Here is a 24,382-nt window from a genome sequence, read left to right on the forward strand (position 1 = left end):
TATGAAAGTTCTTTCGGTTTCGTCCGAAGTCTTCCCTTTGATCAAGACAGGGGGCCTGGCCGATGTGGCCGGCGCCCTGCCTATCGCTCTCAAGCCCTACGGCGTCGAAACGAAGACCCTGATCCCGGGCTATCCCGCCGTTATGAAGGCCATTCGCAATCCGGTGGCCCGTCTCGAGTTTTCCGACCTGCTCGGTGAAAAAGCGACGGTCTTCGAAGCCGAGCATGACGGAATTTCCCTCCTCGTCCTCGACGCACCGGCCTACTATAACCGCACCGGCGGCCCCTATGTCGACGCTGCCGGCAAGGATTATCCCGACAACTGGCAGCGTTTCGCTGCCCTGTCGCTCGCCGGCGCGGAAATCGCCGCCGGTCTGCTGCCCGGCTGGCGGCCGGATCTGGTGCATGTCCATGACTGGCAATCGGCCATGGTGCCGGTCTACATGCGTTACTACCCAACACCGGAACTGCCGAGCGTCCTCACCGTTCACAACATCGCCTTCCAAGGCCAGTTCGGCGCCGACATCTTCCCCGGCCTGCGTCTGCCGGCGCATGCTTTTTCGATCGAAGGTGTCGAGTATTACGGCGACGTCGGCTTCCTGAAGGGCGGCCTTCAGACCGCTCTTGCCCTGACCACCGTCAGCCCTTCCTATGCGGAGGAAATCCTGACGCCGGAATTCGGCATGGGCCTGGAGGGCGTCATCGCCAGCCGGGCAAACAGCCTGCATGGAATTGTGAATGGCATCGACGACGGTATCTGGAACCCGGAAACCGATCCGATGATCGCGCAGACCTATGGCGCCACGACGCTGAAAGACCGCGCCGCGAACCGCAAGCTCGTGGTCGAGCATTTTGGTCTGGACGATGATGACGGCCCGATTTTCTGCGTCGTCAGCCGTTTGACCTGGCAGAAGGGCATGGATCTGCTTGCCCGTATTTCCAGCGATATCGTCCGGATGGGCGGCAAACTCGCTATCCTCGGCGCCGGCGATGCCGCCCTCGAAGGCGCGCTTTTCGCCGCCGCCGGCCGTCATCGCGGCCGCGTCGGCGTTTCCGCCGGCTATAATGAACCGATGTCGCATCTGATGCAGGCCGGCTGCGACGCCATCATCATTCCGTCCCGCTTCGAACCCTGTGGCCTCACGCAGCTTTATGGCTTACGCTATGGCTGCCTGCCGATCGTTGCGCGTACGGGTGGCCTCAACGACACCATCATAGATGCCAACCACGCCGCGCTGCAGGCAAAAGTCGCGACCGGCATTCAGTTTTCGCCCATCACTGCCGATGGGCTGCTGCAAGCCGTACGCCGCGCCATGCACCTTTTCCAGGATCGAAAGGTCTGGACGCAGATGCAAAAGCAGGGCATGAAATCCGACGTATCCTGGGGCAAGAGCGCAGAACGCTATGCAGCCCTCTACTCCAGCCTTGTCTCGAGAGGCGCTTAATCAGATGATTAAAACCATTCCCACCAAACCCTATGCGGATCAGAAGCCTGGCACGTCAGGCCTCCGGAAGAAAGTTCCCGTATTCCAGCAGCCGAATTACGCTGAGAACTTCATCCAGTCGATTTTCGATTCGCTCGAAGGCTACCAGGGCAAATGCCTGGTCATCGGCGGCGACGGCCGCTACTACAATCGCGAAGTCATCCAGAAGGCCATCAAGATGGCCGCCGCCAATGGCTTCGGCAAGGTGATGGTCGGCAAGGGCGGCATTCTCTCCACGCCCGCCGCCTCAAACATCATCCGCAAATACAAGGCGTTCGGCGGCATCGTGCTGTCGGCGAGCCACAATCCCGGCGGCCCGACCGAGGATTTCGGCATCAAGTACAATATTGGCAATGGCGGCCCGGCGCCGGAAAAGATCACCGATGCGATCTATGAGCGCACCAAGATCATCGAAAGCTATAAGATCGCCGATTTCGCCGACATCAATCTCGACCGCATCGGCCGTGAAGACGTTGGCGGGATGATCGTCTCGGTCATCGACCCGGTCGAAGACTATGCTGCTTTGATGGAAGAGCTGTTCGATTTCGGCGCCATCCGCAACCTCATCAGCCTCGGCTTCCGCCTCTGCTTCGACGCAATGAGCGCGGTGACCGGCCCCTATGCCAAGGAAATCTTCGAAATCCGCCTCGGCGCACCGGGCGGCTCGGTCCGCAATTTCCTGCCGCTGCCGGATTTCGGCGGCCATCACCCCGATCCGAATCTCGTCTATTGCAAAGAGCTCTATGACGAGATGATGGGCGATGATGCGCCCGATTTCGGCGCGGCATCCGACGGCGACGGCGACCGCAACCTGATTATCGGCAAGGGCATCTATGTCACGCCGTCGGACAGCCTCGCGATCCTCGCCGCCAATGCCAATCTGGCGCCAGGCTATTCGCATGGCATCGTCGGTATCGCCCGCTCCATGCCGACAAGCGGCGCCGCCGACCGCGTCGCGGAAAAGCGCGGCATCGGTATCTACGAGACCCCGACCGGCTGGAAATTCTTCGGCAATCTGCTTGACGCCGGCATGGCGACGATCTGCGGCGAGGAAAGCTCCGGCACCGGTTCCAACCATGTCCGCGAAAAGGACGGCCTCTGGGCCGTGCTGCTCTGGCTCAACATTCTTGCGGTGCGCGGCGAAAGCGTCATCGATATCGTCACCCAGCATTGGGCGACCTATGGCCGCAACTATTATTCGCGGCATGACTACGAAGGCGTCGATACCGATGCCGCCAATGGCCTGATCGACGCCTTGCGCGAAAAGCTGCCGACCCTGCCGGGCACGCAGTTTGGCGATCTCACCGTTTCCGCCGCCGACGACTTTGCCTATCACGATCCGATCGACAAGTCGGTCAGCCAGCACCAGGGCATCCGCATCCTGTTCGAGGGCGGCTCCCGCGTCGTCTTCCGCCTTTCGGGCACCGGCACGACGGGTGCGACGCTGCGCGTCTACATCGAGCGCTACGAGCCCGATCCGACTCGCCACAACATCGAGACGCAGGAAGCGCTTGCCGACCTCATCGCCGCCGCTCAGGATATCGCCGATATTAAGGGCCGCACCGGCCGCGATGCACCGACGGTGATTACCTGATCCCTACGATCTAAGCCCCTTCTCCCCGCAATGCGGGGAGAAGGTGGCCAGAAGCCGCCGAACGACGGGAAGCAGCGACCGGTCGGATGAGGGGCCTTCTCAAGATTCACCGCGACTGCGCAATTTGCCGGGCGCTCCGCCCCCTCACCCTAGCCTTCTCCCGCAGGCGGAGAGAGGACCACCTCTAGCCATCCGGAAAGCCCGCGAAGACATGTCCGAGCCGACAATCCGCAGCCTTGGCGCGACCCTCACCAACTCGGGTGTCGAATTTGCCGTCGCGTCCAAACATGCCGAGAAGATCGAGCTTTGCCTGTTCGATGCCGAGGGCGGAGAAGAGATTGCGCGTCTGCCGATGAAGCGCGAAGGCGAGGAGCATCGTCTGGCAGTCGATGGCATCAAGGAAGGCACGCGCTACGGTTTCCGCGCCCATGGTACATACGACCCGAACCAGGGTCTGTGGTTCGATCCGTCGAAGCTGCTTGTCGATCCCTATGCCAAGGAAATCGACCGGCCCTTCCGCTACGATCCTCGCCTCGGCACGTTCGGCGAGGATACGCAGGATCTGATACCGAGGGCGATCGTCTCGCACGATATAAGGCTGAAGCCGGCCAAGCCGTTGTTCGAGCCGGGCGGCCTGATCTACGAAATCGCCGTCAAGCCTTTCACCATGCTGCATCCGGACGTGCCGGCGGAGAAGCGCGGCACGCTGGCCGCCCTCGCCCATCCCGCGGTTATCGCCCATCTCAAGCGACTGCATGTCGATGCCGTCGAGCTGATGCCAATCACCGCATGGATCGATGAACGGCATCTGCCGCCGCTCGGCCTCAGCAATGGCTGGGGCTATAATCCCGTCGCCTTCATGGCGCTCGACCCCCGTATCGTACCCGGTGGCGTCGAGGAATTGCGCGAGACGGTGGCGGCACTGCACGCCGAGGGCATCGCCGTCATCCTCGATCTCGTTTTCAATCACACCGGCGAGAGCGACCGCCAAGGCTCGACGCTGTCATTGCGTGGCCTCGACAATCCCACCTATTTCCACCATGATCCGAACCAGCCCGGTGTGCTGATCAACGACACCGGCACCGGCAATACGGTCGCCTGCGATCAGCCGGCGACCCGCCAGCTCATCATCGACAGTCTGCGCCATTTCGTGCTCCACGCTGGCATCGACGGCTTCCGTTTCGACCTTGCCACCGTCCTCGGCCGTACCGCCAAGGGCTTCGATCCCGAAAGCCTGACGCTGCGGTCCCTCTTCGCCGATGACGTGCTTCAGGACCGGATCATGATTGCCGAACCCTGGGACATCGGTCCCGGCGGCTACCAGCTCGGCAATTTTCCGGCTCCCTTTCTCGAATGGAACGATCGCGCCCGTGACGATCTGCGCTGCTTCTGGCGCGGCGATGACAACAAGATCGGCGACATCGCCACCATCCTCGCCGGCTCGTCTTCCTTCTTCGGCCGCGACGGCCGCACCCAGACCCGTAGCGTCAACTTCCTCGCCGCCCATGATGGCTTCACGCTCATGGACATCGTCTCCTATGCGCACAAGCACAATGAGGCGAACGGCGAGAACAATCGCGATGGCCATAACGAAAATTTCTCCTGGAACAATGGCGTCGAGGGCAAGACAGATAATCCAGTGATCCTTCGCAAACGCCGCACCGACATCGAAGCCCTGCTCTCTACGCTTTTCGCCACACGCGGCACGATCATGCTGACCGCCGGCGACGAATGTGGGCGCACCCAGCGGGGCAACAACAATGCCTATTGCCAGGACAACGATATCACCTGGATGGACTGGACGACGCCAGACGAGGAGTTGATTGGCCATACCGCCTGGCTCGCCAGTCTCCGCCGTCGATTTACAGCCTTCAGCGAGATGGAATTTTTCAACGGCAAAGGCGATGTCCTCTGGTTCTCCGCCAACGGCACGGCCATGACGGTGCCTGATTGGGAGACGCCGGCTGCCCGCGTGCTCGGCATGGCGATCGGGACTGAGGATCGTGATAGTGGCAAGAAGACCCGTCTCGCCGTGTTGCTGAACCGCGCGAACGAGGAACAACACGTCAAGCTGCCGGCCTCGAGCGGGGCCGGCTGGTCGCTGCTGAAGCCGGAGGGAGCAGCGCCGGTTCAAGGCGAGACCATCGTGCCGGCGCGCTCGGTCAGCTTCCTCCTCGAAAACTGAGCCCGTTGACTTTCCGGTTTTAATCGCCAGAAAGATCGCAGGAAGCAGCAAAACCTGACGAGGATGGAATGCCCGGCGATATTTCGCTTGTTGAGATCACGAAGCTGGTAGGAACCGAGATCGGCATTTCCGACTGGATCACGGTCGACCAGACGATGATCGACACTTTCGCCGACGCGACGCTCGACCATCAGTTCATCCATGTCGATCCCGAGCGCGCCAAAGCGGAAACGCCCTATGGCGGCACCATCGCACACGGCTTCCTGACGCTGTCGCTGCTTTCGGCGATGAACTACAGCGGCCTGCCGAAGATCCGCGAGCAGACGATGGGCATCAACTACGGCTTCGAGCAGATCCGCTTCATGTCGCCGGTCAAATGCGGGGCGCGCGTGCGCGGCCACTTCAAGCTCGCCGAAACTCGGCTGCGCGGTGCAAGTATGCTGATGCTCACTTATGATGTGACCGTGGAAATCGAAAACGAGCGTAAGCCGGCGCTGACCGCAACATGGACGACTATATCGCAGTTCGATCCAAAGGATCGGCCGGAAGGGGCTTAGGGCCGCTTTTCCACCTTCGCCTCAGCGGCGAGAAGGTCGCGCATCGCGCGGGATGAAGGGGCGTTACAGCAAAGAACTGCTTCCCGCCCCTCCCCTATTAGGCGCCGTGTCAGCGAGGAGAAAACGTATTTTGCGCATCCTCAGCCGCCTCGGCCAACAGTCCGAAAGCATACTCGGAAAAGGAGCGCCAGACTTCGACGCGGAATGTCTCGTCATCGAGGCGCAGCAGCACGACTTCCACCTTACCCAACAGCGTGCGCGAGCAGGCCCCGACAGGAAAAGCCTGCAGCGACAGGTCCTGCGGGCAACCGCCGGCGAGAGTCGCTTCCGCGCCGGGGCCGGAAGCGATGATCGCCGTGTTTCGATGGGAGACATCGGCGGCCGAATGCACAACGCCGGCGGAAGCGGCAATGCCGACCAGCTCGGCGCCATTCTCGTCGATAACGAGCCATTCGTCCGGGCCGATCCACAGAGCATGACGCCCATTTGCACTGGCAGATGTCTTCGGCCGGGTAGGCAGTTGCAGGCCGAGCGCCTGCGAAAGACCGCCAAGAGAGTCGGCCGGTGCCCGCAGCGCAATGCGGCTTGCAGGTGCTGCGGGTGTCAGGCGAACAGTGGCCGAGCCACCGTGGCGGCCGGCGAGCGGCAATTTGCGAACAGCGAGATCAGCCATTGATCCGGCCTCCTTCCTTGTCAAAGAACACCAGATCCGTCACCTCGACGGCAATCGTCTTGTCCGGCATCGGCACATAGAGCGTCTTGCCCATGCGCTCGCGGCCGCCGGCAACCAGTGCGAAGGCAATCGAGCGGCCGAGATTTTCGGACCAATAGGAAGAGGTGACATGGCCGAGCATGGTCATCGGCTTCGGCTCATTCGGATCGGCGACGATCTGCGCGCCTTCTTCCAGCACCACCTTCGGGTCGCGGGTGACGAGACCGACGAGCTGCTTGCGCCCTTCCTTGACAAGGTCCGGCCGCTTCAGGCCACGAATACCGACGAAATCGGTCTTCTTCTTGGACACGGCCCAGGAAAGTCCGGCGTCATCGGGCGTCACCGTACCGTCGGTATCCTGGCCGACGATGATATAGCCCTTCTCGGCGCGAAGAACGTGCATGGTCTCGGTGCCGTACGCGCAAGCGCCCAACGGCTCGGCCCGCGCCCAGACGGCTTCCAAAACCGACTGCCCGTAGTCCGCCGGCACGTTGATTTCGTAGCCCGCCTCACCGGTGAAGGAGACGCGGAACAGCCGCGCCGGTACACCGCAGACCTTGCACTCGGCCACGCTCATATGCGGGAAGGCTTCATTGGACAGATCCTGCCCCTCGACGAGCGGCTCGATGATCTCGCGCGCCTTCGGCCCTTGCACGGCGATGACGGCCCACTGTTCCGTAGTCGACGTCAGCCAAACCTTCAGATGCGGGAATTCGGTTTGCAGATAATCTTCCATGTGGTGCAGCACGCGCGGCGCACCGCCGGTCGTGGTCGTCACATGGAACCGATCCTCGGCCAAGCGTCCGACGACGCCGTCGTCATAAACAAAGCCGTCCTCGCGGGTCATGATGCCGTAACGGCAGCGACCGGGCTTCAGCGTGTCCCAGGCGTTGGTGTAGAGCAGGTTCAGGAACTGCGCCGCATCCGGCCCGACCACTTCGATCTTGCCGAGCGTCGAGGCGTCGAACACACCAGCCACTTCGCGTGCCGTCTGGCATTCGCGGTTGACAGCCTGATGCATCGTCTCGCCGGGCCGCGGATAGAACCAGGCGCGCTTCCAGTTGCCGACATCTTCGAAGATGGCGCCATGCGCCTCTTCCCAGGCATGCATCGGTGTCTTGCGCGCGGGATCGAAGAGCGACCCGCGCGAATGGCTGATCAGCGTGCCATAGGTCACCGGCGTATAAGGCGCGCGGAAGGTAGTGAGACCGACCTTCGGAATATCCTTGCCAAGCATTTCCGCGGCAATCGCCAGGCCATGCATGTTGGAGAGCTTGCCCTGGTCGGAGGCCATGCCGTTGGTGGTGAACCGCTTGATATGCTCGATCGAATGCATGCCTTCGCGCACGGCGAGGCGGATATCCTTCGCGCAGACATCGTGCTGGAAGTCGACGAAAGCCTTCGCATTGGTATTAGGTCCGGCACCTTCGGCTGCGCCGATCATGCCGCCCGTCCATTCGAAGGCCTGTTCGGCCTGCAGCAGGATCTTGCCGCCCGCGCCACCTGCGCCCGCAGCTCGCGCCATCAATTCACCGGCGGCAAGCGATTCCTCAATCGCCGCCTGCAGCCCATCCGTGCCATTGCAGGCACCGACGGAGAGACAATCCTGCACATAGGTGCCCGGCAGGAAGCGCTGCTTCTCGGCATCGAATTTCAGCTTGCCGCGCGACTGCGAGAACAGATGCACGGAAGGCGTCCAGCCGGCCGAAACCAGCAACGCATCGATAGCAATCTTGCGGGCACCGCGGCTGCCGTTGCGCGCCACGGTCATGGAAGAAATGCGCAGCTTGCCGACAGTATCAATGACGGCATAGTCGCTCAGCACCTCGATGCCGAGCCGCTTCGCCTCGGCAAGCACGGCCTCGCCGGGCCGTGCGCGGCTGTCGATGATCGCCGCGACGGAGACGCCGGCGCGCTTCAGGTCGAAGGCAGCCTCGTAAGCCGAGTCATGCGCCGTATAAACGCCAACCTTGGCGCCGACGGCAACACCGTAATGGTTGAGATAAGTGCGGGCCGCGGATGCCAGCATGATGCCCGGGCGGTCGTTGTTCGGGAACACCATATGCCGCTCGATCGCGCCCGTCGCCATGATGACGCGCTTGGCGCGGACCTGCCACAGACGCTCGCGCGGCAGATGACGGCCCGGCTTTGCGAGATGATCGGTGACGCGTTCGGCAAGGCCGATGAAATTGTGGTTGTAATAGCCGAAAGCCGTCGTGCGGGTCAGCACTTCCACATTGTCCATCGACTTGAGCTTGGCGACGACATCCTGTGCCCAGACATAGCCCTCAACACCGTCGATCTTGACGCTGGCATCGAAACGCAGCGAGCCGCCCGCTTCCGCCTGTTCGTCGCAGAGAATGACCTTGGCGCCGGTTTCTGCGGCCGCCAGTGCGGCGGAAAGACCGGCAATGCCGGCGCCGACCACCAGCACGTCGCAATGGGCATAACGGCTGGCATAGTGATCCGGATCCTCCTCAGTCGGCGCGACGCCGAGACCGGCGGCGCGGCGAATGAAGGGTTCGTAAATATTCTTCCAGGCCGCCTTCGGCCACATGAAGGTCTTGTAGTAGAAGCCGGCGGCGAAGAAGGGCGACATGAGATTGTTGACGCCGCCGACATCGAAGGCGAGAGACGGCCAACGATTCTGCGACTCCGCCTTCATGCCATCGAAGACCTCCTGCACGCTGGCGCGCACATTGGGCTGGCGGCGGGCCGAATCGCGGGAGATGTCGAGCAACGCGTTGGGCTCTTCCGCGCCGGCCGACAGGATGCCGCGCGGGCGATGATATTTGAACGAGCGGCCGACGAGATGAATACCGTTGGCAAGCAGCGCCGAGGCGACGGTGTCGCCCTCGAGTGCCGTGTAACTCTTGCCATCAAAGGTGAAGCGGGCGGTTCTGGCCGGCGTCAGGCGGCCCTTGCCTGCAATACGATTGGCGCCGCTCATTTCGCAAATCCCTCTTCTTGGTGTGCTTGTTCTTGTGCACGTTGTTCTTGCACGTTGTTGTCTTGCGCCACCGGCTCATGGACCGGCTCGGGGGCCGCGGGCAGCAGCGTCGAAATATCCGGCTTCGGCTCGCCGGCCTTGTAGGTCCGGTAGAAGCGGTCGCTCACCGTATCGCGCGCAGCGTTGAAGAAGCGGCCGCAGCCATGCATATGCCGCCAGCGCTCGAAGATCAGGCCCTTCGGATTGTCACGCAGGAAGAAATATTCCTCGAATTCCTCATCGGAAATTCCGGCGATATTTTCCGGCCTCACGATATGCGCGTCGCCCGCGTTGCGGAATTCCAGTTCCGAACGCTCTTCCTCGCAATAGGGGCAGTAAATCAGCAGCATCGTTTTCTACCTATGTTAAAGCTCGGAGCCCGTAAGGCTTGTGCCGGGAGGCTGTGCGCAGAGCTGGCGTCCCATTGTGACGAAAGGTGTTATGCGCTTCACGAGCGCCTCCAGCGATCCGTAGGGTTTCAGCACATTGGTCATTCCCAGATTGACCAAGCTCATTCCCAGCAGATCCGTGTCGATGGCAAAAGCCCTTGTCGCCTCAGGCGTCTGCTCCGGCACAAAATAGACCGCCGGCTTTTTCAACACCTTGACGCAGGCAAGCACGCCGCTTTCGGCCACGAAGGGCCATTCGGCCTCGGCCTTCGCCTTATGGATCACCTGCATGCGAACATCCTCGACCCCCGGAAAGAGATCACTGACTTCGGTCACGATCGTTCCTGCCGACAGCGAAAACCTTGCCGCAAGAACGATCCCGACCGCCGTCAGCATCAATGCGCCACGGCGGCGGCAGCCGCCTCGTCGATCAAGCGGCCAGTGCGGAAGCGATCCAGCGTCAGGCCGGCATTGAACCGATGCGGCTCGTCGCGGGCGATGAGATGCGCAAACAGATTGGCCGAACCCGGCGTCGCCTTGAAGCCGCCCGTGCCCCAGCCGCAATTGACATAGAGGCCCGGCACCGGTGTCTTCGACTGGATCGCCGAACGATCCGGCGTGTTGTCGACGATGCCGCCCCAGGAGCGCATCATCTTCACGCGGCGGAACATCGGGAAGAGTTCACAGATCGCATCCAGCGTATGGGTGATGATCTGCAGGCCGCCGGTCTGGCTATAGGAATTGTACTGGTCCGTACCCGCGCCGATGACGAGTTCGCCCTTGTCGGATTGCGAAATATAGGCATGCACCGTGTTCGACATGACGACGCAGGGGAAGATCGGCTTCAACGGCTCGGAAACCAGCGCCTGCAACGGGCTCGACTGCAGCGGCACGCGCACGCCGGCCATCTGCATGACGACGGTCGTGTGACCTGCCGCCGAAACGCCGATCTTCTTGGCGCCGATAAAGCCCTTGGTAGTGTCGACGCCGGTCACGCGGCCGTCCGGCCCACGCTGGATACCGGTCACTTCGCAATTCTGGATGATATGCACGCCGCGGTCCGAAGCCGCGCGGGCAAAGCCCCAGGCCACGGCATCGTGACGGGCCGTACCGCCGCGGCGCTGGAGTGCAGCGCCATTGATCGGGTAGCGCGCCGTCTTCGAAATATCGAGCGGCGGACAGTAAGCCTTGGCCTGCTCCGGCGTCAGCCATTCATTGTCGATGCCATAGAGCCTATTGGCATGGATATGCCGCTTGAAGGACTGCTGATCGTGAATATTGTGCGACAGCATCATCACGCCGCGCGGCGAGTACATGACATTGTAATTGAGATCCTGAGAAAGCCCCTCCCAGAGCTTCATCGAATGCTCATAGATATGCATGCTCTCTTCATAGAGATAGTTCGAGCGGATGATGGTCGTATTGCGGCCGGTGTTGCCGCCGCCGAGCCAGCCCTTCTCAATCACGGCGACATTGGTGATGCCGTGTTCCTTGGCAAGATAATAGGCGGCGCCCAGGCCATGGCCGCCGGCACCGATGATGATGACGTCATACTCCTTGCGCGGCTCCGGCGAACTCCACTGGGCCTCCCAACCCTTGTGAGCCCGCATTGCTTCCCGTGCCACGGCAAAGACAGAGTATTTACGCATTCGCCCTCAACTCCTTCAGGGATCAAGCCCTTTCGATGGGCCATACAAATCGCAGATCAAAAACCGACACAACGGCTCTTTTGCGACGCAATCACGACCGGCTTTCGACACGGTTAAAAAGAATGCTACAGCAAGGCCCGACCTTGTGAACGGCCAGGATCGACATATCTGACTGACTGCCATTGAGGCATACACTAAGCCGCTCGGACAATGAACACTGTGCGACATGGTCTGATCGCACATAGTTCACCCTTCCTACTTGCGCTGAAGATGACAGATCTTCACTCGACCACCATGGCCGTCGCTGCGCCACGCGCATCCTTCCCTCTGTGGTTTGCGGTCGTAAAGATAGATTCTTGCCCGATGTTTGCTGTCGAAGGTCTGGTTGGAAAAGTCATGGCCGCCTATGTGGACATTTTTGCCGAGTCGCACCTCGCCGGCTGCGGCAGGCACCAGCGTTGCGACAAGAAGGGTGGCGGCCAGGATAGACGCACCAAATGACCTGACGGCGACAGCGAGATCGAACGATTTCATAAAGCGATTCCCCTTAACGCCGGATAACCACCGAAACCAGGCGGTTCGGCAGCGGGTGGAAATGACCAGGCCCTCAAATCTCACATAAGCACGCCGGAGGCGACCTCGCGGGCTCACTTCAGGCTCGACAAAGCGCTTTTTCCTCTGCAAACTCACGATCTGGCTAGACTTTGACAAACCGATCTGTTATCTCGCCTTACCAATCGCAAGGCTGCGGCCGCGCGAACGTTATTGTTTTGCCTCCTGGCGCTGCAGTCGCCGCTGGCATCAACCAAACCAAAGGAACGTGATTCTCGTGCAGGTACTTGTCCGCGATAACAATGTCGATCAGGCTCTCCGCGCTCTCAAGAAGAAGATGCAGCGCGAAGGCATTTTCCGCGAAATGAAGATGCGCGACTACTACGAAAAGCCGTCGCAGAAGCGTGCTCGCGAGAAGGCTGAAGCTGTTCGTCGCGTTCGCAAGCTGGCACGCAAGCGCGCACAGCGCGAAGGTCTGGTCGCACGCTAATCGTCGTTTTTTCGACGTTTTCAGATGCATGTCTGGCGGGGGCGAGTCGTTCGCCGCCGCCTTTTTGATTTATTCTCCGGGCAAACGGAATTTATCAAAACAGCCTGATATAACGCATGGGGAAAGCGAACCCGATAATGGCAATCACGACGTCCAAACAGTTCCGCACTTCGAAACTGTCTTTTTTTGTTTCGAAGCGCGCTGCTGCCGTACCCGCTTTGGCTCTTCTCACTGCAATCGGCCTTTCCGGCTGCCAGACCGCCTCCACCGATACGGTGATCCGCATCGACAAGGCGCAGGGTTCTTCGGAAAACATTGCCTCGCTGACCTCGGTCATCAATGCCAATCCGCAGGATCCGGAAGGCTATAACGTCCGCGGCACGGCCTATGGCCGCGGCGGCGAATTCAGCCGCGCCCTTGCAGACTTCAACCAGGCGATCCAGCTCAATCCGAAGTTCTATCAGGCCTACGCCAACCGCGCGCTCATCTATCGCAACATGGGCAAGCTGCCGGAAGCGGTCGCCGACTATAACGCCGCGCTGCAGATCAACTCCAATTATGACGTCGCCTATATCGGCCGCGGCAACCTCTATCGTCAGTCCGGCCGCGACAACGACGCTTTCAACGATTATTCCAAGGCGATCAGCCTCGGCACGACGGATGGCCGCGCCTATAACGGCCGTGGTGTGATCTACCAGAAGCGTAATCAGCAGGATAAGGCGATCGACGACTTCTCCAAGGCGATCTCGCTGTCGCCGAATTCGCCCGAGCCCTATAACAGCCGCGGCATCTCCTATCTCGCGCAGAACGACGACGACAACGCGTTTGCCGATTTCAACCACGCGATCGACCTCAACAACAAGGTCGCCGAATCCTGGGCCAACCAGGCTTTCGTTTATGAGCGCCGTGGCGATAAGGCCAAAGCCCGCCGTTCCTATCAGCACGCCGTCAACCTCGACCCGTCCTACCAGCCGGCCAAGGACGGCCTGGCACGCGTCGGGGCAGGCGCCTAAAATAGTTGCAGGGAAAGCGCATGGCGCTTTTCTTGCCACAAATGCCTGAGAACAACAGTGGGCCGCCGTGCGATCATCCGCCCGGCGGCTTTTCTTTGCGCTGTTGAATGCATAGTCTCCCCCCGACCCCACATTCGAATAAGAGACGCGGCATGCCTTCTCAAGAAATCATCGTCATCGGCGCCGGCATTATCGGCGCCTCCATCGCCTGGCATTTGGCGCGCAAGGGTGCATCCGTCACCGTGATCGCGGCAAAGCCCGGAGGCGAGGCGACGCCCAGCTCTTTCGCCTGGATCAACGCGAGCTGGGGCAACCCCGAATTCTATTTCCATTTCCGTCGCCGCTCGATGGCGGAATGGTCGCGGCTGGCGGCTGACCTACCCGGCCTGCCGCTTTCCTGGTGCGGCGGGCTCTGCTGGGATCTGCCAGAAGCCGAATTGGAGGCCTATGCCGCGCGGCAGGGCGGCTGGGGCTACAGCCTGCGGCAGGTCGATCGCGAAACAAGCGCCGCCCTCGAACCTCACCTCGCCGATCCGCCCACTTTTGCGCTGCATGCCGCCGAAGAAGGCGCTGTCGAGCCGGTTGCCGCCGCCAATTTGCTGTTGGAAGATGCCGCCCGTCATGGCGCAACGCTGTCCTATGGCATGGAAGCCAGACGGCTTCTGCGGGAGAACGGCAGGATCACGGGCGTTGAAACGGCAGACGGAGTGCTGCTTGCCGATCATGTGGTTCTCGCCGCCGGTGCCGGCACCGCAGCACTTGCTGCGTCCGTCGGCATCGATGTGCCGATCGAAACGCCGCCGGGCCTCATCGTTCATTCCCGCCCTGCTCCCCGGCTGCTGAACGGCCTCGTCATGGCGCCGGAGCTGCACATGCGCCAGACGATGGAAGGCAGGATCATTGCCGGCACCGATTTCGGCGGTACCGATCCGGGCGAGAAACCGCAGCAGGCGGCTGACGAACTCTTCGCCAAGGTCAAAACCGTGCTGCGCGGCGGCGATGAGCTCGAACTCGATTTTTATACGGTCGGCTATCGTCCGACCCCGAAAGACGGTTTCCCGATCATCGGCGGTGTCGATGCAGCTCCGGGCCTCTATCTTGCCGTGTTGCATTCCGGTGTGACGCTGGCGCCGCTCGTCGGATCGGTTGCGGCAGCGGAGATCCTCAGTGACGATCCCGATCCTCAGCTTGCGCCATTTCACCTGTCGCGATTCGCGCTGACAAGCGAATAACTCATGCAGCTCAACTTTAAGCCTATGCCACTCGCGTCCAAAGTGTCTGGTATCACTTACGATTTAACTGCGATGACTTTTCATATGTTGCAACGCAATTTACCGGGCCCTAACATGGCCCTTTCGAGAGCATGCTGCTCGGGTAAAAGCATGGGGGCGCTCGACATGGTGATCAAGACCGATATTCCCGCTTTGGTAGACGCTTTTTATTTTAATGGTGGTCCGATCGGTTGATCGCGTCATGAGAAAGCCGCCGCGTTTCCCAAAGGCTTCGATTGGGGCCTATCTGATTGCCATAGCATTGGCGATCGCTTTGCCGATTCTGGCTTTCGTGGCATTGCTGCTGGTTCAGCTCGAAAACAACGAACGCGATGTGCTGAAGCGCGATACGGTTCAAGACGCCCAGGCATTGGCGCGCACCATCGACCGGCAACTGCAGGACATGGCGACGACCCTGCGACTGCTTTCCTCCTCGCCGGAACTGGAGCGCAACGACATCGCCACCTTCTTCGACCGGACAGAGACGGTGCTGCGCACCGATTCGCTTTTCGTCCTGCTTCTGGACAAGGACGGTCAGATGCGGCTGAACACGCGCTGGCCGCTGAGCAAGCCGCTCGGCAAGACTGGCAATCTGGCCGCCTTGCAATCGGCACTCAATTCGGGCCGCATCGAGGCTTCGGACGTCTTTGTCGGATCAGTCATCCACCGCTGGGTCTATAATGTCACCCTGCCGCTCGATCATTCGCCGGCCGGTGCGGCCCTTGCCATGACGCAGGATGCCGATGAACTCGCTAAGCTCGTGACGACCGATGCCCTTGCGCCCGGCTGGTCGGCTGCGGTCATCGACAGTTCCGGCCATATCGTTGCCGCCAGCGGCCCTGCCAATCATTCCCCTGGCGACGCGTTCAACAAGGATATCCTGCCGAAACTGATTGCCTCGAGCGGCGTCTATCAGGATGAGAAGGTCCTGCCACACTCGCTGCTCGGCTATGCGCAAATTCCGGGCTGGTCGTGGAAAGCCGTGGTCTGGGGGCCTATCGCATCCGCGCAGGCTTCGCTGATGAGCACCTGGCGCTTCCTGATCTATGGTGGCGTCACCCTGTTGCTGATCGCGGTGATTGCGGTTTATGCGCTGGCCCGACAGGTGCGCACTACCATCCAGAGCATCGCTGATATGGCGGACCGCATGGGCCGGGGCGAGATCGTTTCACCGATCGAGACCAGTGTCATCGAGGCCAATCAGATGGCCATGGCGCTTTCCAACGCATCCTTCGATCGCAGCGAAACGGAGGACAGGCTGCATTTCGTCATGCATGAGCTCGTTCATCGCACCAAGAACCTGCTCGCGCTTGCCCAGGCAATGACCCGTCAGCTCGCCCGGCAGACCGACAGCGTCGACACCTTTCAGCGCGCGGTCGCCGACCGGCTGGAAGGCCTGGCGCGCTCGATCGAAGTCCTGACCAGCGAACAATGGTCCGGCGTGTCGCTGCGGCGGGTGATCGACATTCATCTGGCCACCTTCCTGCAAGGACCGCAACAACTCGATATCAAGGGCAGGGATTTCCTGCTCAAGCCGGAGGCGGTGCAGAATCTCGGCTTGATTCTGCACGAGCTGGCGACGAATTCGGTGAAATACGGCGCTCTGTCCGCTCCCGAAGGGAAGATCACCATCGAATGGACAAGCGCCGACGGCGAGATCGGGCAGATGATCAGGCTCATCTGGACGGAAAGCGGCGGCCCGATCGTCAAAGCGCCGACCATTACGGGCTTTGGCACAACCGTCACCAAGGCGCATGCCGCCGCCGCCTTCAGCGGCACAGTCGAGATCGACTTCCGTCCGACAGGCCTCGTTTGGGTGCTGAATGCTGTGCGCAGCACCATGGAGCGTGAGCGCGAACGAAACTAGCTGGCCCCCGACTCCGCCCGGAACATTCCACCGCAGGAGCCGTTCCAATTTCATCATTGGTCAATCCAGAGGAGAAAGACCATGCTGAAACACATTCTCCTGGCATCCGCAGCACTGTCCTTTGCTGTATGGGCTGCGCCCGCAACGTCCGCCGACTACGCTACTCTCGGCAGGCTCACCTGCACGTCGAAGGGGTCGACGGGCATGATCATCATGTCGCAGAAGAACCTGATGTGCATTTTTGAGCCGAGCGGCGGCGGGGCGCCTGCACGTTACGCCGGCATGATCCAGAAATATGGCGTCGATCTCGGCATTACCGGCCGCAGCGTCATGGTCTGGGTTGTGCTTGCTAAAACCGGCACACCATTCAGCGATATCGCGCTGGCCGGCGAATATTACGGCGTCGGCGCCGATGCCAGCGTTGCAGCCGGAGGCGGCGCCAAGGTCATCGCTGGCGGCACCAACCGGGCTTTCATGCTGCAACCTCTCAACGTCCAGGCCCAGGAAGGCGTCAACGTCGCCATTGGCGTCGAGAAAATGACGCTGGCACCCGCTTCGATTTGAGAAAGACAAGTTGGGGCGATTCTCGCAAATCGCCCCTATGCCGGGCCTTCAAGTCTCTCAGATCCTGAAATCTCCCCACCGGGAAGATGGAAGCTCACTCGTTCATCGCCTTGACGATCTCCTCGGTGACCTTTTTGGCGTCCCCGAGCAGCATCATCGTGCCGTCCTTATAGAACAGCGTGTTGTCGATACCGGCATAGCCGGAACCAAGAGAACGTTTGACGAAGAGGCAGGTCTTGGCCTTGTCGACGTCAAGGATCGGCATGCCGTAGATCGGCGACGTCTTGTCGTCACGTGCAGCCGGATTGGTGACGTCGTTGGCGCCGATGACATAGGCGACATCGGCCTGGGCAAATTCCGAATTGATGTCTTCCAGCTCAAAGACCTCGTCATAAGGAACATTGGCCTCGGCAAGCAGCACATTCATGTGTCCCGGCATGCGGCCGGCGACGGGATGAATGGCGTATTTCACGTCGACGCCGTTCGCCTTCAGCTTGTCGGCCATTTCGCGCAGCGCATGTTGGGCCTGCGCAACCGCCATGCCATAGCCCGGCACGATGATGACCTTCGAGGCGTTGGCCATCAGGTAGGCGGCATCCTCAGCCGAGCCGAGCTTCACCGTCTTGTCACTATTGTCGGCGCCGCTGGACGCCGTTTCGCCGCCGAATCCTCCGAGGATGACGGAGATGAAGGAACGGTTCATGCCCTTGCACATGATATAGCTGAGGATGGCACCCGAGGAGCCGACCAGAGCACCGGTGATGATCAGCGCCAGATTGCCGAGCGTGAAACCGATGCCGGCCGCCGCCCAGCCGGAATAGGAGTTCAGCATCGATACGACGACGGGCATGTCGGCGCCGCCGATCGGCACGATCAGCAACACGCCGAGCGCCAGAGCCAGGGCGACGATCGCCCAGAAATTGAAGTGGCTTTCGCTGACCGCCAGGCCGAAGATGAAAAACAGGATAAGCGCCAGCAGCACGGCGTTGATGATATGCCGGTTGGGCAACAGGATCGGCTTGCCGGACATGCGGCCGTCGAGCTTCAGGAAGGCGATGATCGAGCCGGTGAAGGTCAGCGCACCGATAGCGACGCCGATCGCCATTTCGATGCGCGCTTCCGTATGAATATGTCCGATTTCGCCTATGCCGAAGGATGACGGCGTATAGAGTGCCGCGGCAGCGACGAGCACGGCCGCCAGACCGACCAGCGAATGGAAACCGGCAACGAGTTGCGGCATCGACGTCATCGGAATGACGCGGGCGATATAGGCCCCTGCCCCGCCGCCGATGGCAAGGCCGAGAAAGATCAGCACGAAGCCGCCGAAGGAGGGCGTCGCGAGAACCAGCGTCGTCGCGATGGCGATGCCCATCCCGACCATGCCGTAGAGATTGCCGCGGCGGCTGGTGGCCGGATGCGACAGGCCGCGCAGCGCCAGGATGAACAGCACGCCGGAGACGAGATAGAGGAAGGCCGCGATATTGCTCAGCATGCCGCCCTCACTTGTCTTTCTTCTTGTACATCGCCAGCATGCGCTGGGTGACAAGGAAGCCGCCGACGATATTGACCGAGACGAGCACCAGCGCCACGAAGCCGAAACCGGTGGCAAGCCCGCTGGCGGAAATGCCGACCGCCAGAAGCGCACCGACGACGATCACCGAGGAAATCGCGTTCGTGACGGCCATCAGCGGCGTATGCAGGGCGGGAGTCACCGACCACACGACGTAATAACCAACGAAGATCGCCAATACGAAGATCGCCAGTTGGAACACGAAGGGATCGATCGCGCCGCCGGAGATGGCGCTGACGGATTCCGGCGCCTGCGCGGCAGCGGTCGTCACAGCGGCAACGGCGTCGTTCAATTTCTGGAGCGCCTGATCCATTGCTTGGCTGGCCATCTACAGATCTCCCTTGTTGACCGTCGGCTGATCCGGGTCGACGAAATTCGGATGCACGACTTCGCCGCCATCGGTCAGCATCGTCGCCTTGATCAGCTCATCGGCCCGGTTGAGCCCGAGGCTCTTGCTATTCTTGTCGACCATCGTTTCCAGGAAGGTGACGAGGTTCTTGGCATAGAGCGCGGAGGCACTTGCCGGAATGCGACCGGCCAGATTGGGATATCCGATCACCTTGACGCCCTCGACATCCGCCACGGTCCCGAATTCGACACCCTCGATATTGCCGCCGCGTTCGACGGCGAGGTCGACGGCGACCGCACCGGGGCGCATGGCCTTCAGCATTTCGCGGCTGACAAGCCGCGGCGCCGGACGGCCGGGGATCAACGCCGTGGTGATGACGATATCCTGCTTGGAGATATGTTCGACAACCAACGCCGCCTGCTTGACCTGATAGTCCTTGGACATCTCCTTGGCATAGCCGCCGGCGGTTTCCGCCGCCTTGAACTCTTCATCCTCGACGGCAACGAACTTCGCGCCGAGCGAGGCGACCTGCTCCTTGGCCGCAGGACGAACATCCGTGGCCGATACCTGTGCGCCCAATCGCCTCGCTGTCGCGATCGCCTGCAGGCCTGCGACGCCGGCACCCATGACGAAGACCTTCGCCGCCGGCACGGTGCCGGCCGCCGTCATCATCATTGGCAAGGCCCGGTCATAGACCGCGGCTGCCTCGATCACGGCCTGATAGCCGGCAAGATTGGCTTGCGATGACAGCACGTCCATCGACTGCGCACGGGTGATGCGCGGCATCAGCTCCATGGAGAAGCTTGTGAGCCCGGCCCGCGCCATGTCAGCGAGCGCTGCTTCATTGCCATAGGGATCCATGATGGCGATGACGATCGCGCCGCTCTTGTAACCGGCAATCTCTTCGCTCGTCGGCCGGCGCACTTTGAGAATGACATCGGCGCGCGCAGCATCCCGAGCGGAGCCGATACGCGCGCCGATGGCTTCATATTCATCATCCGGGATGCGCGACAGAGCACCGGCGCCGGCTTCGACCACAATGTCAAAGCCAAGGCTTTTCATTTTCTTCACCGTTTCGATGGACGCTGCGACACGCGTCTCATCCGCCACGGTCTCCTTGGCGACAAAAACCAGATTGCCCAACGACACCACCTCACGTCAAACGACAGCGCCACTGGATACAGCAGCGCATAGCCTGCAGACCCAGGGCTGAGATTCCATGGAAGGCGCGGGCCGGACGGCCCTGCATCGATCAGCGCGCTTGAAATATCAGCGCACGAGCATGGTGCCAACGATTGAAAGAACGAAGAAAATAAGCAGACCGCCAAGGAAGCCGGCATGACCGAAGAAGCCAGCCGCCATCGCTATCATCAACGCGGCGATGATCGCCGATCCGGCCCTGGCGACGAAAAGGAACCCGTGATAGGTCTTGTCGTGCTCTTTGTAGTCCATAGGAGCACCGGTTTCGACCGGTCCGGCTTGATGTTCGGCCATGCAAAAATCTCCCCTCTATGCACTCCCCGACCGGCTTTGCAATCGCGTGTCGGCTGGAGTTCAGCCTCGAAAGCCGCGGTAGATCCCGAAGAGACACCGCGGCCAAATTTCCTCAATCGAGGGGTTACACAAAGCGACGAAAAATGCAATGCACGAGAACGCCGCAGCGGCTTGAGAAGGCTTAGCTGAACTGCTGCCGACCAGCGGCGCGGCCGCCAGCAGCCATTCGCGCCGTCGGCAGAATGGTCAGCGGATGCGTGCCGCCGTCAGCGCCGCGCGAGAACATCATCCGCCGCTCATAGGGTTCCGAATCGAAAAAGGGGTATCGCTGCATCAACTTGCCGCGAATCTCCTTCGACCGCGAAGCCAGCAGCGTCAGTTCGAAACCATAGGTCTCCGTCATGCGCGGCGGCACGATCGTATCTGCATAAAAGACACGTTTGTAGAAGGCGGCATGCGCCGGGCGGATATGCTGCATGACTCGGTCGGTATCGAAATAGACAGCGCCGACAATTGCCGGTCTCAGCGTCAAATAAGGCAGCGCCGGCATTTCAAGTTCGAAATCGGGATCGATGGCGAAGCGCGCCGGATCGATCAGCGTCATGCCGGCATCGAGAAAGGCATGGATTTCATCGGGAAAAATGCCTGTTGACTGGCAGACACGATGGTCCGGCGTGACATGGTGCACCCGCACCGTACTCACCAGCTCTTCGTAATAATAGACGCCGAAAATATAGGCCTGCTCGTCGAAATCGATATCGTCGATCATGGTCTGGGCCGCAACCGGCAAAACCGCACGCGCTTTATAGGCCTTGTAACGCAACCGAGCGACATCCTCCATGTCCTCGCTGCTCTCGATCCGGCGATATTCGATATGATCAAGCACCTCCATTAGCTTGCCGGCGAAGCTATTTTTCAAAGTACTTATATAAGACATGGTCGTTATTCCAAAACGTTAACGGACCATTATTGGTATTAATAGAAAAATTGATCAATAATCGTTTTAATTTTTATTAATTATCTTTTCGTTAAGGTTAATTTTTGATTAAAAATACCGGTATAGATTCGAATATTAACAAATTCTCATCTACAGATTATTGGGGATAAACTGACCGCTCTACCCGCTTTGCTAGGAAGAGCCTAACGTAACGGCAGGCAGGGAAGTATCGGCGGCGGAAATGCCTGTCTGCCATCGAAAATGAAGGGGCTTGTACTGAGCGGCTTGAGTCCGGCTTGGTGTCCGAGGCAGTCGTAAAGGACGCTTTGTAACCGACCTCCCCGGCGAGGTCTAAGCCACATTATCCTGCCGGATGGCCGGCTGGTGGCGGCCGAGATTGTCCACCATCTCAATGACACTATCCCGCGGCACGGGAACCGAAAAGACATAGCCCTGGACGATGTCGGCCAAATCATATTGTTCAATGAGCGATAGTTGTTCCGGCGTCTCCACGCCCTCAATGACGATTTCCAGGCTGAGAGCCCGGGAAAGATCGGCGATGCCGCACAGGAGCTTGAAACGGCGGCTATCCGTGGTGATGTCGCGCACGAAGGAGCGGTCGATTTTGACGATATCCACAGGCAGCGTGTCGAGATAGCTGAGGCTGGAGAAGCCGGTGCCGAAATCATCGATGGCGATGGTGATGCCTCTGGCGCGCAGATCGGTGAGAACGGATCGCGTGATCGCGATTTCGTCCATCAGGCAGCTTTCGGTTACTTCCAGATGCAGCCGCGATGGGTCCAGCCCCGATGCATCGAGCGCTTCCATGACCATGGTGACGATATCGTTGCTGCGCAGATCCTGCGCCGAGAGATTGACCGAGACCGAGATCGGCTCCGGCCAGTTGGCACAGTCCCGGCAGGCCTGATTGAGCACGAAGCGGGTGATGCCGGTCACGATGCCCATTTCCTCGGCGATCTGCACGAAGACGTTGGGCGGGATCGAGCCCTTTTCCGGATGCACCCAGCGCGACAGCGCCTCGCAGCAATCGATGCGGCTGCCATCCGGCGTAAACATCGGCTGATAGACGGCATGCAGCTTACCGCCTTCGATTGCCTCGCGCAGATCCTCTTTCAGTTTCTGCCGCTCGACGTAACGGGCATCCATTTCCTGCTCGAAGGCGGAGCATCCGCCCTTCATCCGCGACTTGGTTTCGAACAGCGCCAGATCAGCCTTGATCTGCCATTCCTCCGGACGGAACTCGCGGCTCGACATGGTCACATAGCCGCCGCTGAAGGAAACGCGGAAACTATTGCGGTCCACCTCGTAGATGCCCGACATGGCGGCGTGCAGCGCATGCACGCGGCTATCCAAATCCGGCTCGCCATCCTCGTTCGGAAAAAACAAGACGAATTGATCCCCGACGAGGCGCGCACAAAGCGCCATGTCTCCCGCCCTCTCCTTCAATCGCGCTGCTATGGCGACCAGCAGCCGATCGCCGATGAAATGCCCCTTAGTATCGTTGACGTGCTTGAAGTCGTCCACATCGAGAACCAGAAGGCCAATTTGGCCTTCCTGGGCGCGAGCGGCGAGCTTTTCCTTGACCATCTGGACGAAATATTCGCGGTTCGGCAGACCCGTCAGCGGATCGAAGCGCACCATATGCAGGATCTTGCGCTCGGCGCGAATGCGTGGCGTCACATCCTCGAAAATCAGAATGACAATGCCATCGGCACGACGGCTTGCCGAAAATTCCAGAAACAGATCCTCATTGAACTGAATGAGGGTGCGCGATAGCGAGCCGCTGACGAGCTGCGCCATCTGCCGCTGGATCAGGCCGGGCAGCGAACCGTCGATGAAGGCATGGCGGGCACCGTAGCGCAGCACGACATCGAACTCGCAATCCCTGAGCTGCTCCTGATGCGCCAGGTTCAACAGCTCGCAGGCTTTGCGGTTCACCACCAGGATCCGATTGTCGGCATCCAGCATGAACAGGCCGTGCGTCATATTGTTGAGCGCCGTATCGAACCGGTCGGCAATCAACGATATTTCGCGTGACGCGATGACGTTCTTGTAGAGAAATTCGCGCACGCCATTGGCCATCGAGCGCGTCGTCAACCCGAAGGGCACGAGCATGATGGAGACGATGGACTTGTAAAGCTGTTCCGACATCAGGCAGGCGACGATAATCGGCAGGCAGCAGGCCATGGTCTGGAGGTCGATCGCTTTCTGCGAACCATAGTTGCGGCCGACGATCGACACCATCGAGGCCATGGTCACGGCGATGCAGATGAACTCCGCCAACGGATCCTGGACGATCAGGATCGCATAGCCGCTGCCGATGCCGAGGATGGCCGCTGTCCCTGCGGCGCCAAGCACGTAGCGCGTTTCCCAATGAGCAATATCGGCGCGCGAAAAGGCATGTTTATCGGCAGCGTCGAACTGCCAGAAGGAATACATGCGGAAAGCGAAAACGGCGGCGAAAGCGAGACAGAGACCGAGATAGATGCCGGCGCCCGTGCTCAGAAACACGATGACATATGTCAGGACGTGAACGAACACACCCGTAAACAGCGTTTTGCGGTTTCCGAAAAGCGAACTTACGAACGACAGATAAACATCTGTCGGCACGGTGTCCGGGCTTTGAGGCTTCATTCAGAGTTCCCCTGATGCGGCAGGCACTCTAGTTGAAACTTTTTAAAATTTGATTGCCCAAA

22 protein-coding genes are annotated in these 24,382 nt (G+C 60.4%); 10 read left to right on the plus strand and 12 right to left on the minus strand.

Annotation, left to right across the window (positions count from 1 at the left end; genetic code table 11):
- Position 1: 1 nt before the first annotated feature.
- From glgA to QA648_RS13240, 4 genes are all read left to right on the plus strand, one after another.
- Positions 2 to 1,444 (plus strand): glycogen synthase GlgA, encoded by a 1,443-nt coding sequence (gene glgA / locus QA648_RS13225; RefSeq protein ID WP_104824282.1) that lies wholly within the window; start codon positions 2 to 4, stop codon positions 1,442 to 1,444.
- Between the two features lie 4 nt (positions 1,445 to 1,448).
- Positions 1,449 to 3,077: an alpha-D-glucose phosphate-specific phosphoglucomutase gene (locus tag QA648_RS13230; protein WP_283047393.1), complete on the plus strand. Its 1,629-nt coding sequence runs from the start codon at positions 1,449 to 1,451 to the stop codon at positions 3,075 to 3,077.
- Positions 3,078 to 3,288: 211 nt separating this feature from the next.
- Positions 3,289 to 5,262, plus strand: coding sequence for a glycogen debranching protein GlgX (gene glgX, locus QA648_RS13235; protein WP_283047395.1), 1,974 nt, complete (start codon positions 3,289 to 3,291; stop codon positions 5,260 to 5,262).
- 68 nt (positions 5,263 to 5,330) lie between these two features.
- Positions 5,331 to 5,819: a MaoC family dehydratase gene (locus tag QA648_RS13240; protein ID WP_283047397.1), complete on the plus strand. Its 489-nt coding sequence runs from the start codon at positions 5,331 to 5,333 to the stop codon at positions 5,817 to 5,819.
- Positions 5,820 to 5,928: 109 nt separating this feature from the next.
- On the opposite strand, the gene QA648_RS13245 is transcribed toward QA648_RS13240, so the two are convergent.
- The 6 genes from QA648_RS13245 to QA648_RS13270 form a co-directional block, all read right to left on the minus strand.
- A complete protein-coding gene (locus tag QA648_RS13245) occupies positions 5,929 to 6,492 on the minus strand; it encodes a sarcosine oxidase subunit gamma (protein ID WP_104824286.1) in 564 nt (187 codons plus the stop codon).
- Positions 6,485 to 9,481 (minus strand): sarcosine oxidase subunit alpha, encoded by a 2,997-nt coding sequence (locus QA648_RS13250; RefSeq protein ID WP_283047399.1) that lies wholly within the window; start codon positions 9,479 to 9,481, stop codon positions 6,485 to 6,487. The genes QA648_RS13245 and QA648_RS13250 overlap by 8 nt, the downstream gene beginning before the upstream one ends.
- Positions 9,478 to 9,870 (minus strand): sarcosine oxidase subunit delta, encoded by a 393-nt coding sequence (locus QA648_RS13255; RefSeq protein ID WP_104824288.1) that lies wholly within the window; start codon positions 9,868 to 9,870, stop codon positions 9,478 to 9,480. The genes QA648_RS13250 and QA648_RS13255 overlap by 4 nt, the downstream gene beginning before the upstream one ends.
- A 15-nt stretch (positions 9,871 to 9,885) precedes the next feature.
- Positions 9,886 to 10,305, minus strand: coding sequence for a hypothetical protein (locus tag QA648_RS13260; RefSeq protein ID WP_283047400.1), 420 nt, complete (start codon positions 10,303 to 10,305; stop codon positions 9,886 to 9,888).
- Positions 10,305 to 11,558, minus strand: a complete 1,254-nt coding sequence (locus QA648_RS13265) for a sarcosine oxidase subunit beta family protein (protein WP_283047401.1) — start codon at positions 11,556 to 11,558, stop codon at positions 10,305 to 10,307. The genes QA648_RS13260 and QA648_RS13265 overlap by 1 nt, the downstream gene beginning before the upstream one ends.
- A gap of 255 nt (positions 11,559 to 11,813) precedes the next feature.
- Positions 11,814 to 12,092: a hypothetical protein gene (locus QA648_RS13270; protein ID WP_283047402.1), complete on the minus strand. Its 279-nt coding sequence runs from the start codon at positions 12,090 to 12,092 to the stop codon at positions 11,814 to 11,816.
- A gap of 295 nt (positions 12,093 to 12,387) precedes the next feature.
- Between QA648_RS13270 and rpsU the strand changes: the two genes are divergently transcribed.
- From rpsU to QA648_RS13300, 6 genes are all read left to right on the plus strand, one after another.
- Positions 12,388 to 12,600 (plus strand): 30S ribosomal protein S21, encoded by a 213-nt coding sequence (gene rpsU / locus QA648_RS13275; RefSeq protein WP_003585885.1) that lies wholly within the window; start codon positions 12,388 to 12,390, stop codon positions 12,598 to 12,600.
- 137 nt (positions 12,601 to 12,737) lie between these two features.
- Entirely contained in the window at positions 12,738 to 13,613 is an 876-nt protein-coding gene (locus tag QA648_RS13280; protein WP_104824290.1) for a tetratricopeptide repeat protein, read from the plus strand.
- 152 nt (positions 13,614 to 13,765) lie between these two features.
- Positions 13,766 to 14,845, plus strand: a complete 1,080-nt coding sequence (locus QA648_RS13285; protein ID WP_283047404.1) for an FAD-binding oxidoreductase — start codon at positions 13,766 to 13,768, stop codon at positions 14,843 to 14,845.
- A 3-nt stretch (positions 14,846 to 14,848) separates the two neighbouring features.
- Entirely contained in the window at positions 14,849 to 15,079 is a 231-nt protein-coding gene (locus QA648_RS13290) for a hypothetical protein (RefSeq protein WP_283047405.1), read from the plus strand.
- A gap of 7 nt (positions 15,080 to 15,086) precedes the next feature.
- On the plus strand, positions 15,087 to 16,751 hold the full coding sequence (locus tag QA648_RS13295) for a sensor histidine kinase (protein ID WP_283047407.1): 1,665 nt from the start codon (positions 15,087 to 15,089) through the stop codon (positions 16,749 to 16,751).
- 81 nt (positions 16,752 to 16,832) lie between these two features.
- Entirely contained in the window at positions 16,833 to 17,315 is a 483-nt protein-coding gene (locus tag QA648_RS13300; protein ID WP_104824292.1) for a DUF992 domain-containing protein, read from the plus strand.
- Between the two features lie 94 nt (positions 17,316 to 17,409).
- On the opposite strand, the gene QA648_RS13305 is transcribed toward QA648_RS13300, so the two are convergent.
- From QA648_RS13305 to QA648_RS13330, 6 genes are all read right to left on the minus strand, one after another.
- On the minus strand, positions 17,410 to 18,804 hold the full coding sequence (locus QA648_RS13305; protein WP_283051334.1) for an NAD(P)(+) transhydrogenase (Re/Si-specific) subunit beta: 1,395 nt from the start codon (positions 18,802 to 18,804) through the stop codon (positions 17,410 to 17,412).
- Positions 18,805 to 18,814: 10 nt separating this feature from the next.
- Positions 18,815 to 19,213 carry an NAD(P) transhydrogenase subunit alpha gene (locus tag QA648_RS13310; RefSeq protein ID WP_104824293.1) on the minus strand — a complete coding sequence of 133 codons (399 nt, stop codon included), beginning with the start codon at positions 19,211 to 19,213 and terminating at the stop codon, positions 18,815 to 18,817.
- Positions 19,214 to 20,377: a Re/Si-specific NAD(P)(+) transhydrogenase subunit alpha gene (locus QA648_RS13315; protein ID WP_283047409.1), complete on the minus strand. Its 1,164-nt coding sequence runs from the start codon at positions 20,375 to 20,377 to the stop codon at positions 19,214 to 19,216.
- A 126-nt stretch (positions 20,378 to 20,503) separates the two neighbouring features.
- Complete coding sequence (locus QA648_RS13320; RefSeq protein ID WP_104824295.1) at positions 20,504 to 20,728, minus strand: aa3-type cytochrome c oxidase subunit IV; 225 nt, start codon at positions 20,726 to 20,728, stop codon at positions 20,504 to 20,506.
- A gap of 181 nt (positions 20,729 to 20,909) precedes the next feature.
- Positions 20,910 to 21,665: a hypothetical protein gene (locus tag QA648_RS13325; RefSeq protein WP_104824296.1), complete on the minus strand. Its 756-nt coding sequence runs from the start codon at positions 21,663 to 21,665 to the stop codon at positions 20,910 to 20,912.
- Between the two features lie 351 nt (positions 21,666 to 22,016).
- Positions 22,017 to 24,320 (minus strand): EAL domain-containing protein, encoded by a 2,304-nt coding sequence (locus tag QA648_RS13330; RefSeq protein WP_283047411.1) that lies wholly within the window; start codon positions 24,318 to 24,320, stop codon positions 22,017 to 22,019.
- Positions 24,321 to 24,382 lie beyond the last annotated feature (62 nt).

Source organism: Rhizobium sp. CB3171 (assembly GCF_029714265.1).
Lineage (GTDB): Bacteria > Pseudomonadota > Alphaproteobacteria > Rhizobiales > Rhizobiaceae > Rhizobium.

What these genes read in the sequence shown, in the direction of transcription:
- glgA (WP_104824282.1), top strand. Translation starts at nt 2, where the DNA reads ATGAAAGTTCTTTCGGTTTCGTCCGAAGTCTTCCCTTTGATCAAGACA.
- QA648_RS13230 (WP_283047393.1), top strand. Translation starts at nt 1,449, where the DNA reads ATGATTAAAACCATTCCCACCAAACCCTATGCGGATCAGAAGCCTGGC.
- glgX (WP_283047395.1), top strand. Translation starts at nt 3,289, where the DNA reads ATGTCCGAGCCGACAATCCGCAGCCTTGGCGCGACCCTCACCAACTCG.
- QA648_RS13240 (WP_283047397.1), top strand. Translation starts at nt 5,331, where the DNA reads ATGCCCGGCGATATTTCGCTTGTTGAGATCACGAAGCTGGTAGGAACC.
- QA648_RS13245 (WP_104824286.1), bottom strand. Translation starts at nt 6,492, where the DNA reads ATGGCTGATCTCGCTGTTCGCAAATTGCCGCTCGCCGGCCGCCACGGT.
- QA648_RS13250 (WP_283047399.1), bottom strand. Translation starts at nt 9,481, where the DNA reads ATGAGCGGCGCCAATCGTATTGCAGGCAAGGGCCGCCTGACGCCGGCC.
- QA648_RS13255 (WP_104824288.1), bottom strand. Translation starts at nt 9,870, where the DNA reads ATGCTGCTGATTTACTGCCCCTATTGCGAGGAAGAGCGTTCGGAACTG.
- QA648_RS13260 (WP_283047400.1), bottom strand. Translation starts at nt 10,305, where the DNA reads ATGCTGACGGCGGTCGGGATCGTTCTTGCGGCAAGGTTTTCGCTGTCG.
- QA648_RS13265 (WP_283047401.1), bottom strand. Translation starts at nt 11,558, where the DNA reads ATGCGTAAATACTCTGTCTTTGCCGTGGCACGGGAAGCAATGCGGGCT.
- QA648_RS13270 (WP_283047402.1), bottom strand. Translation starts at nt 12,092, where the DNA reads ATGAAATCGTTCGATCTCGCTGTCGCCGTCAGGTCATTTGGTGCGTCT.
- QA648_RS13280 (WP_104824290.1), top strand. Translation starts at nt 12,738, where the DNA reads ATGGCAATCACGACGTCCAAACAGTTCCGCACTTCGAAACTGTCTTTT.
- QA648_RS13285 (WP_283047404.1), top strand. Translation starts at nt 13,766, where the DNA reads ATGCCTTCTCAAGAAATCATCGTCATCGGCGCCGGCATTATCGGCGCC.
- QA648_RS13290 (WP_283047405.1), top strand. Translation starts at nt 14,849, where the DNA reads ATGCAGCTCAACTTTAAGCCTATGCCACTCGCGTCCAAAGTGTCTGGT.
- QA648_RS13295 (WP_283047407.1), top strand. Translation starts at nt 15,087, where the DNA reads ATGAGAAAGCCGCCGCGTTTCCCAAAGGCTTCGATTGGGGCCTATCTG.
- QA648_RS13300 (WP_104824292.1), top strand. Translation starts at nt 16,833, where the DNA reads ATGCTGAAACACATTCTCCTGGCATCCGCAGCACTGTCCTTTGCTGTA.
- QA648_RS13310 (WP_104824293.1), bottom strand. Translation starts at nt 19,213, where the DNA reads ATGGCCAGCCAAGCAATGGATCAGGCGCTCCAGAAATTGAACGACGCC.
- QA648_RS13320 (WP_104824295.1), bottom strand. Translation starts at nt 20,728, where the DNA reads ATGGCCGAACATCAAGCCGGACCGGTCGAAACCGGTGCTCCTATGGAC.
- QA648_RS13325 (WP_104824296.1), bottom strand. Translation starts at nt 21,665, where the DNA reads ATGTCTTATATAAGTACTTTGAAAAATAGCTTCGCCGGCAAGCTAATG.
- QA648_RS13330 (WP_283047411.1), bottom strand. Translation starts at nt 24,320, where the DNA reads ATGAAGCCTCAAAGCCCGGACACCGTGCCGACAGATGTTTATCTGTCG.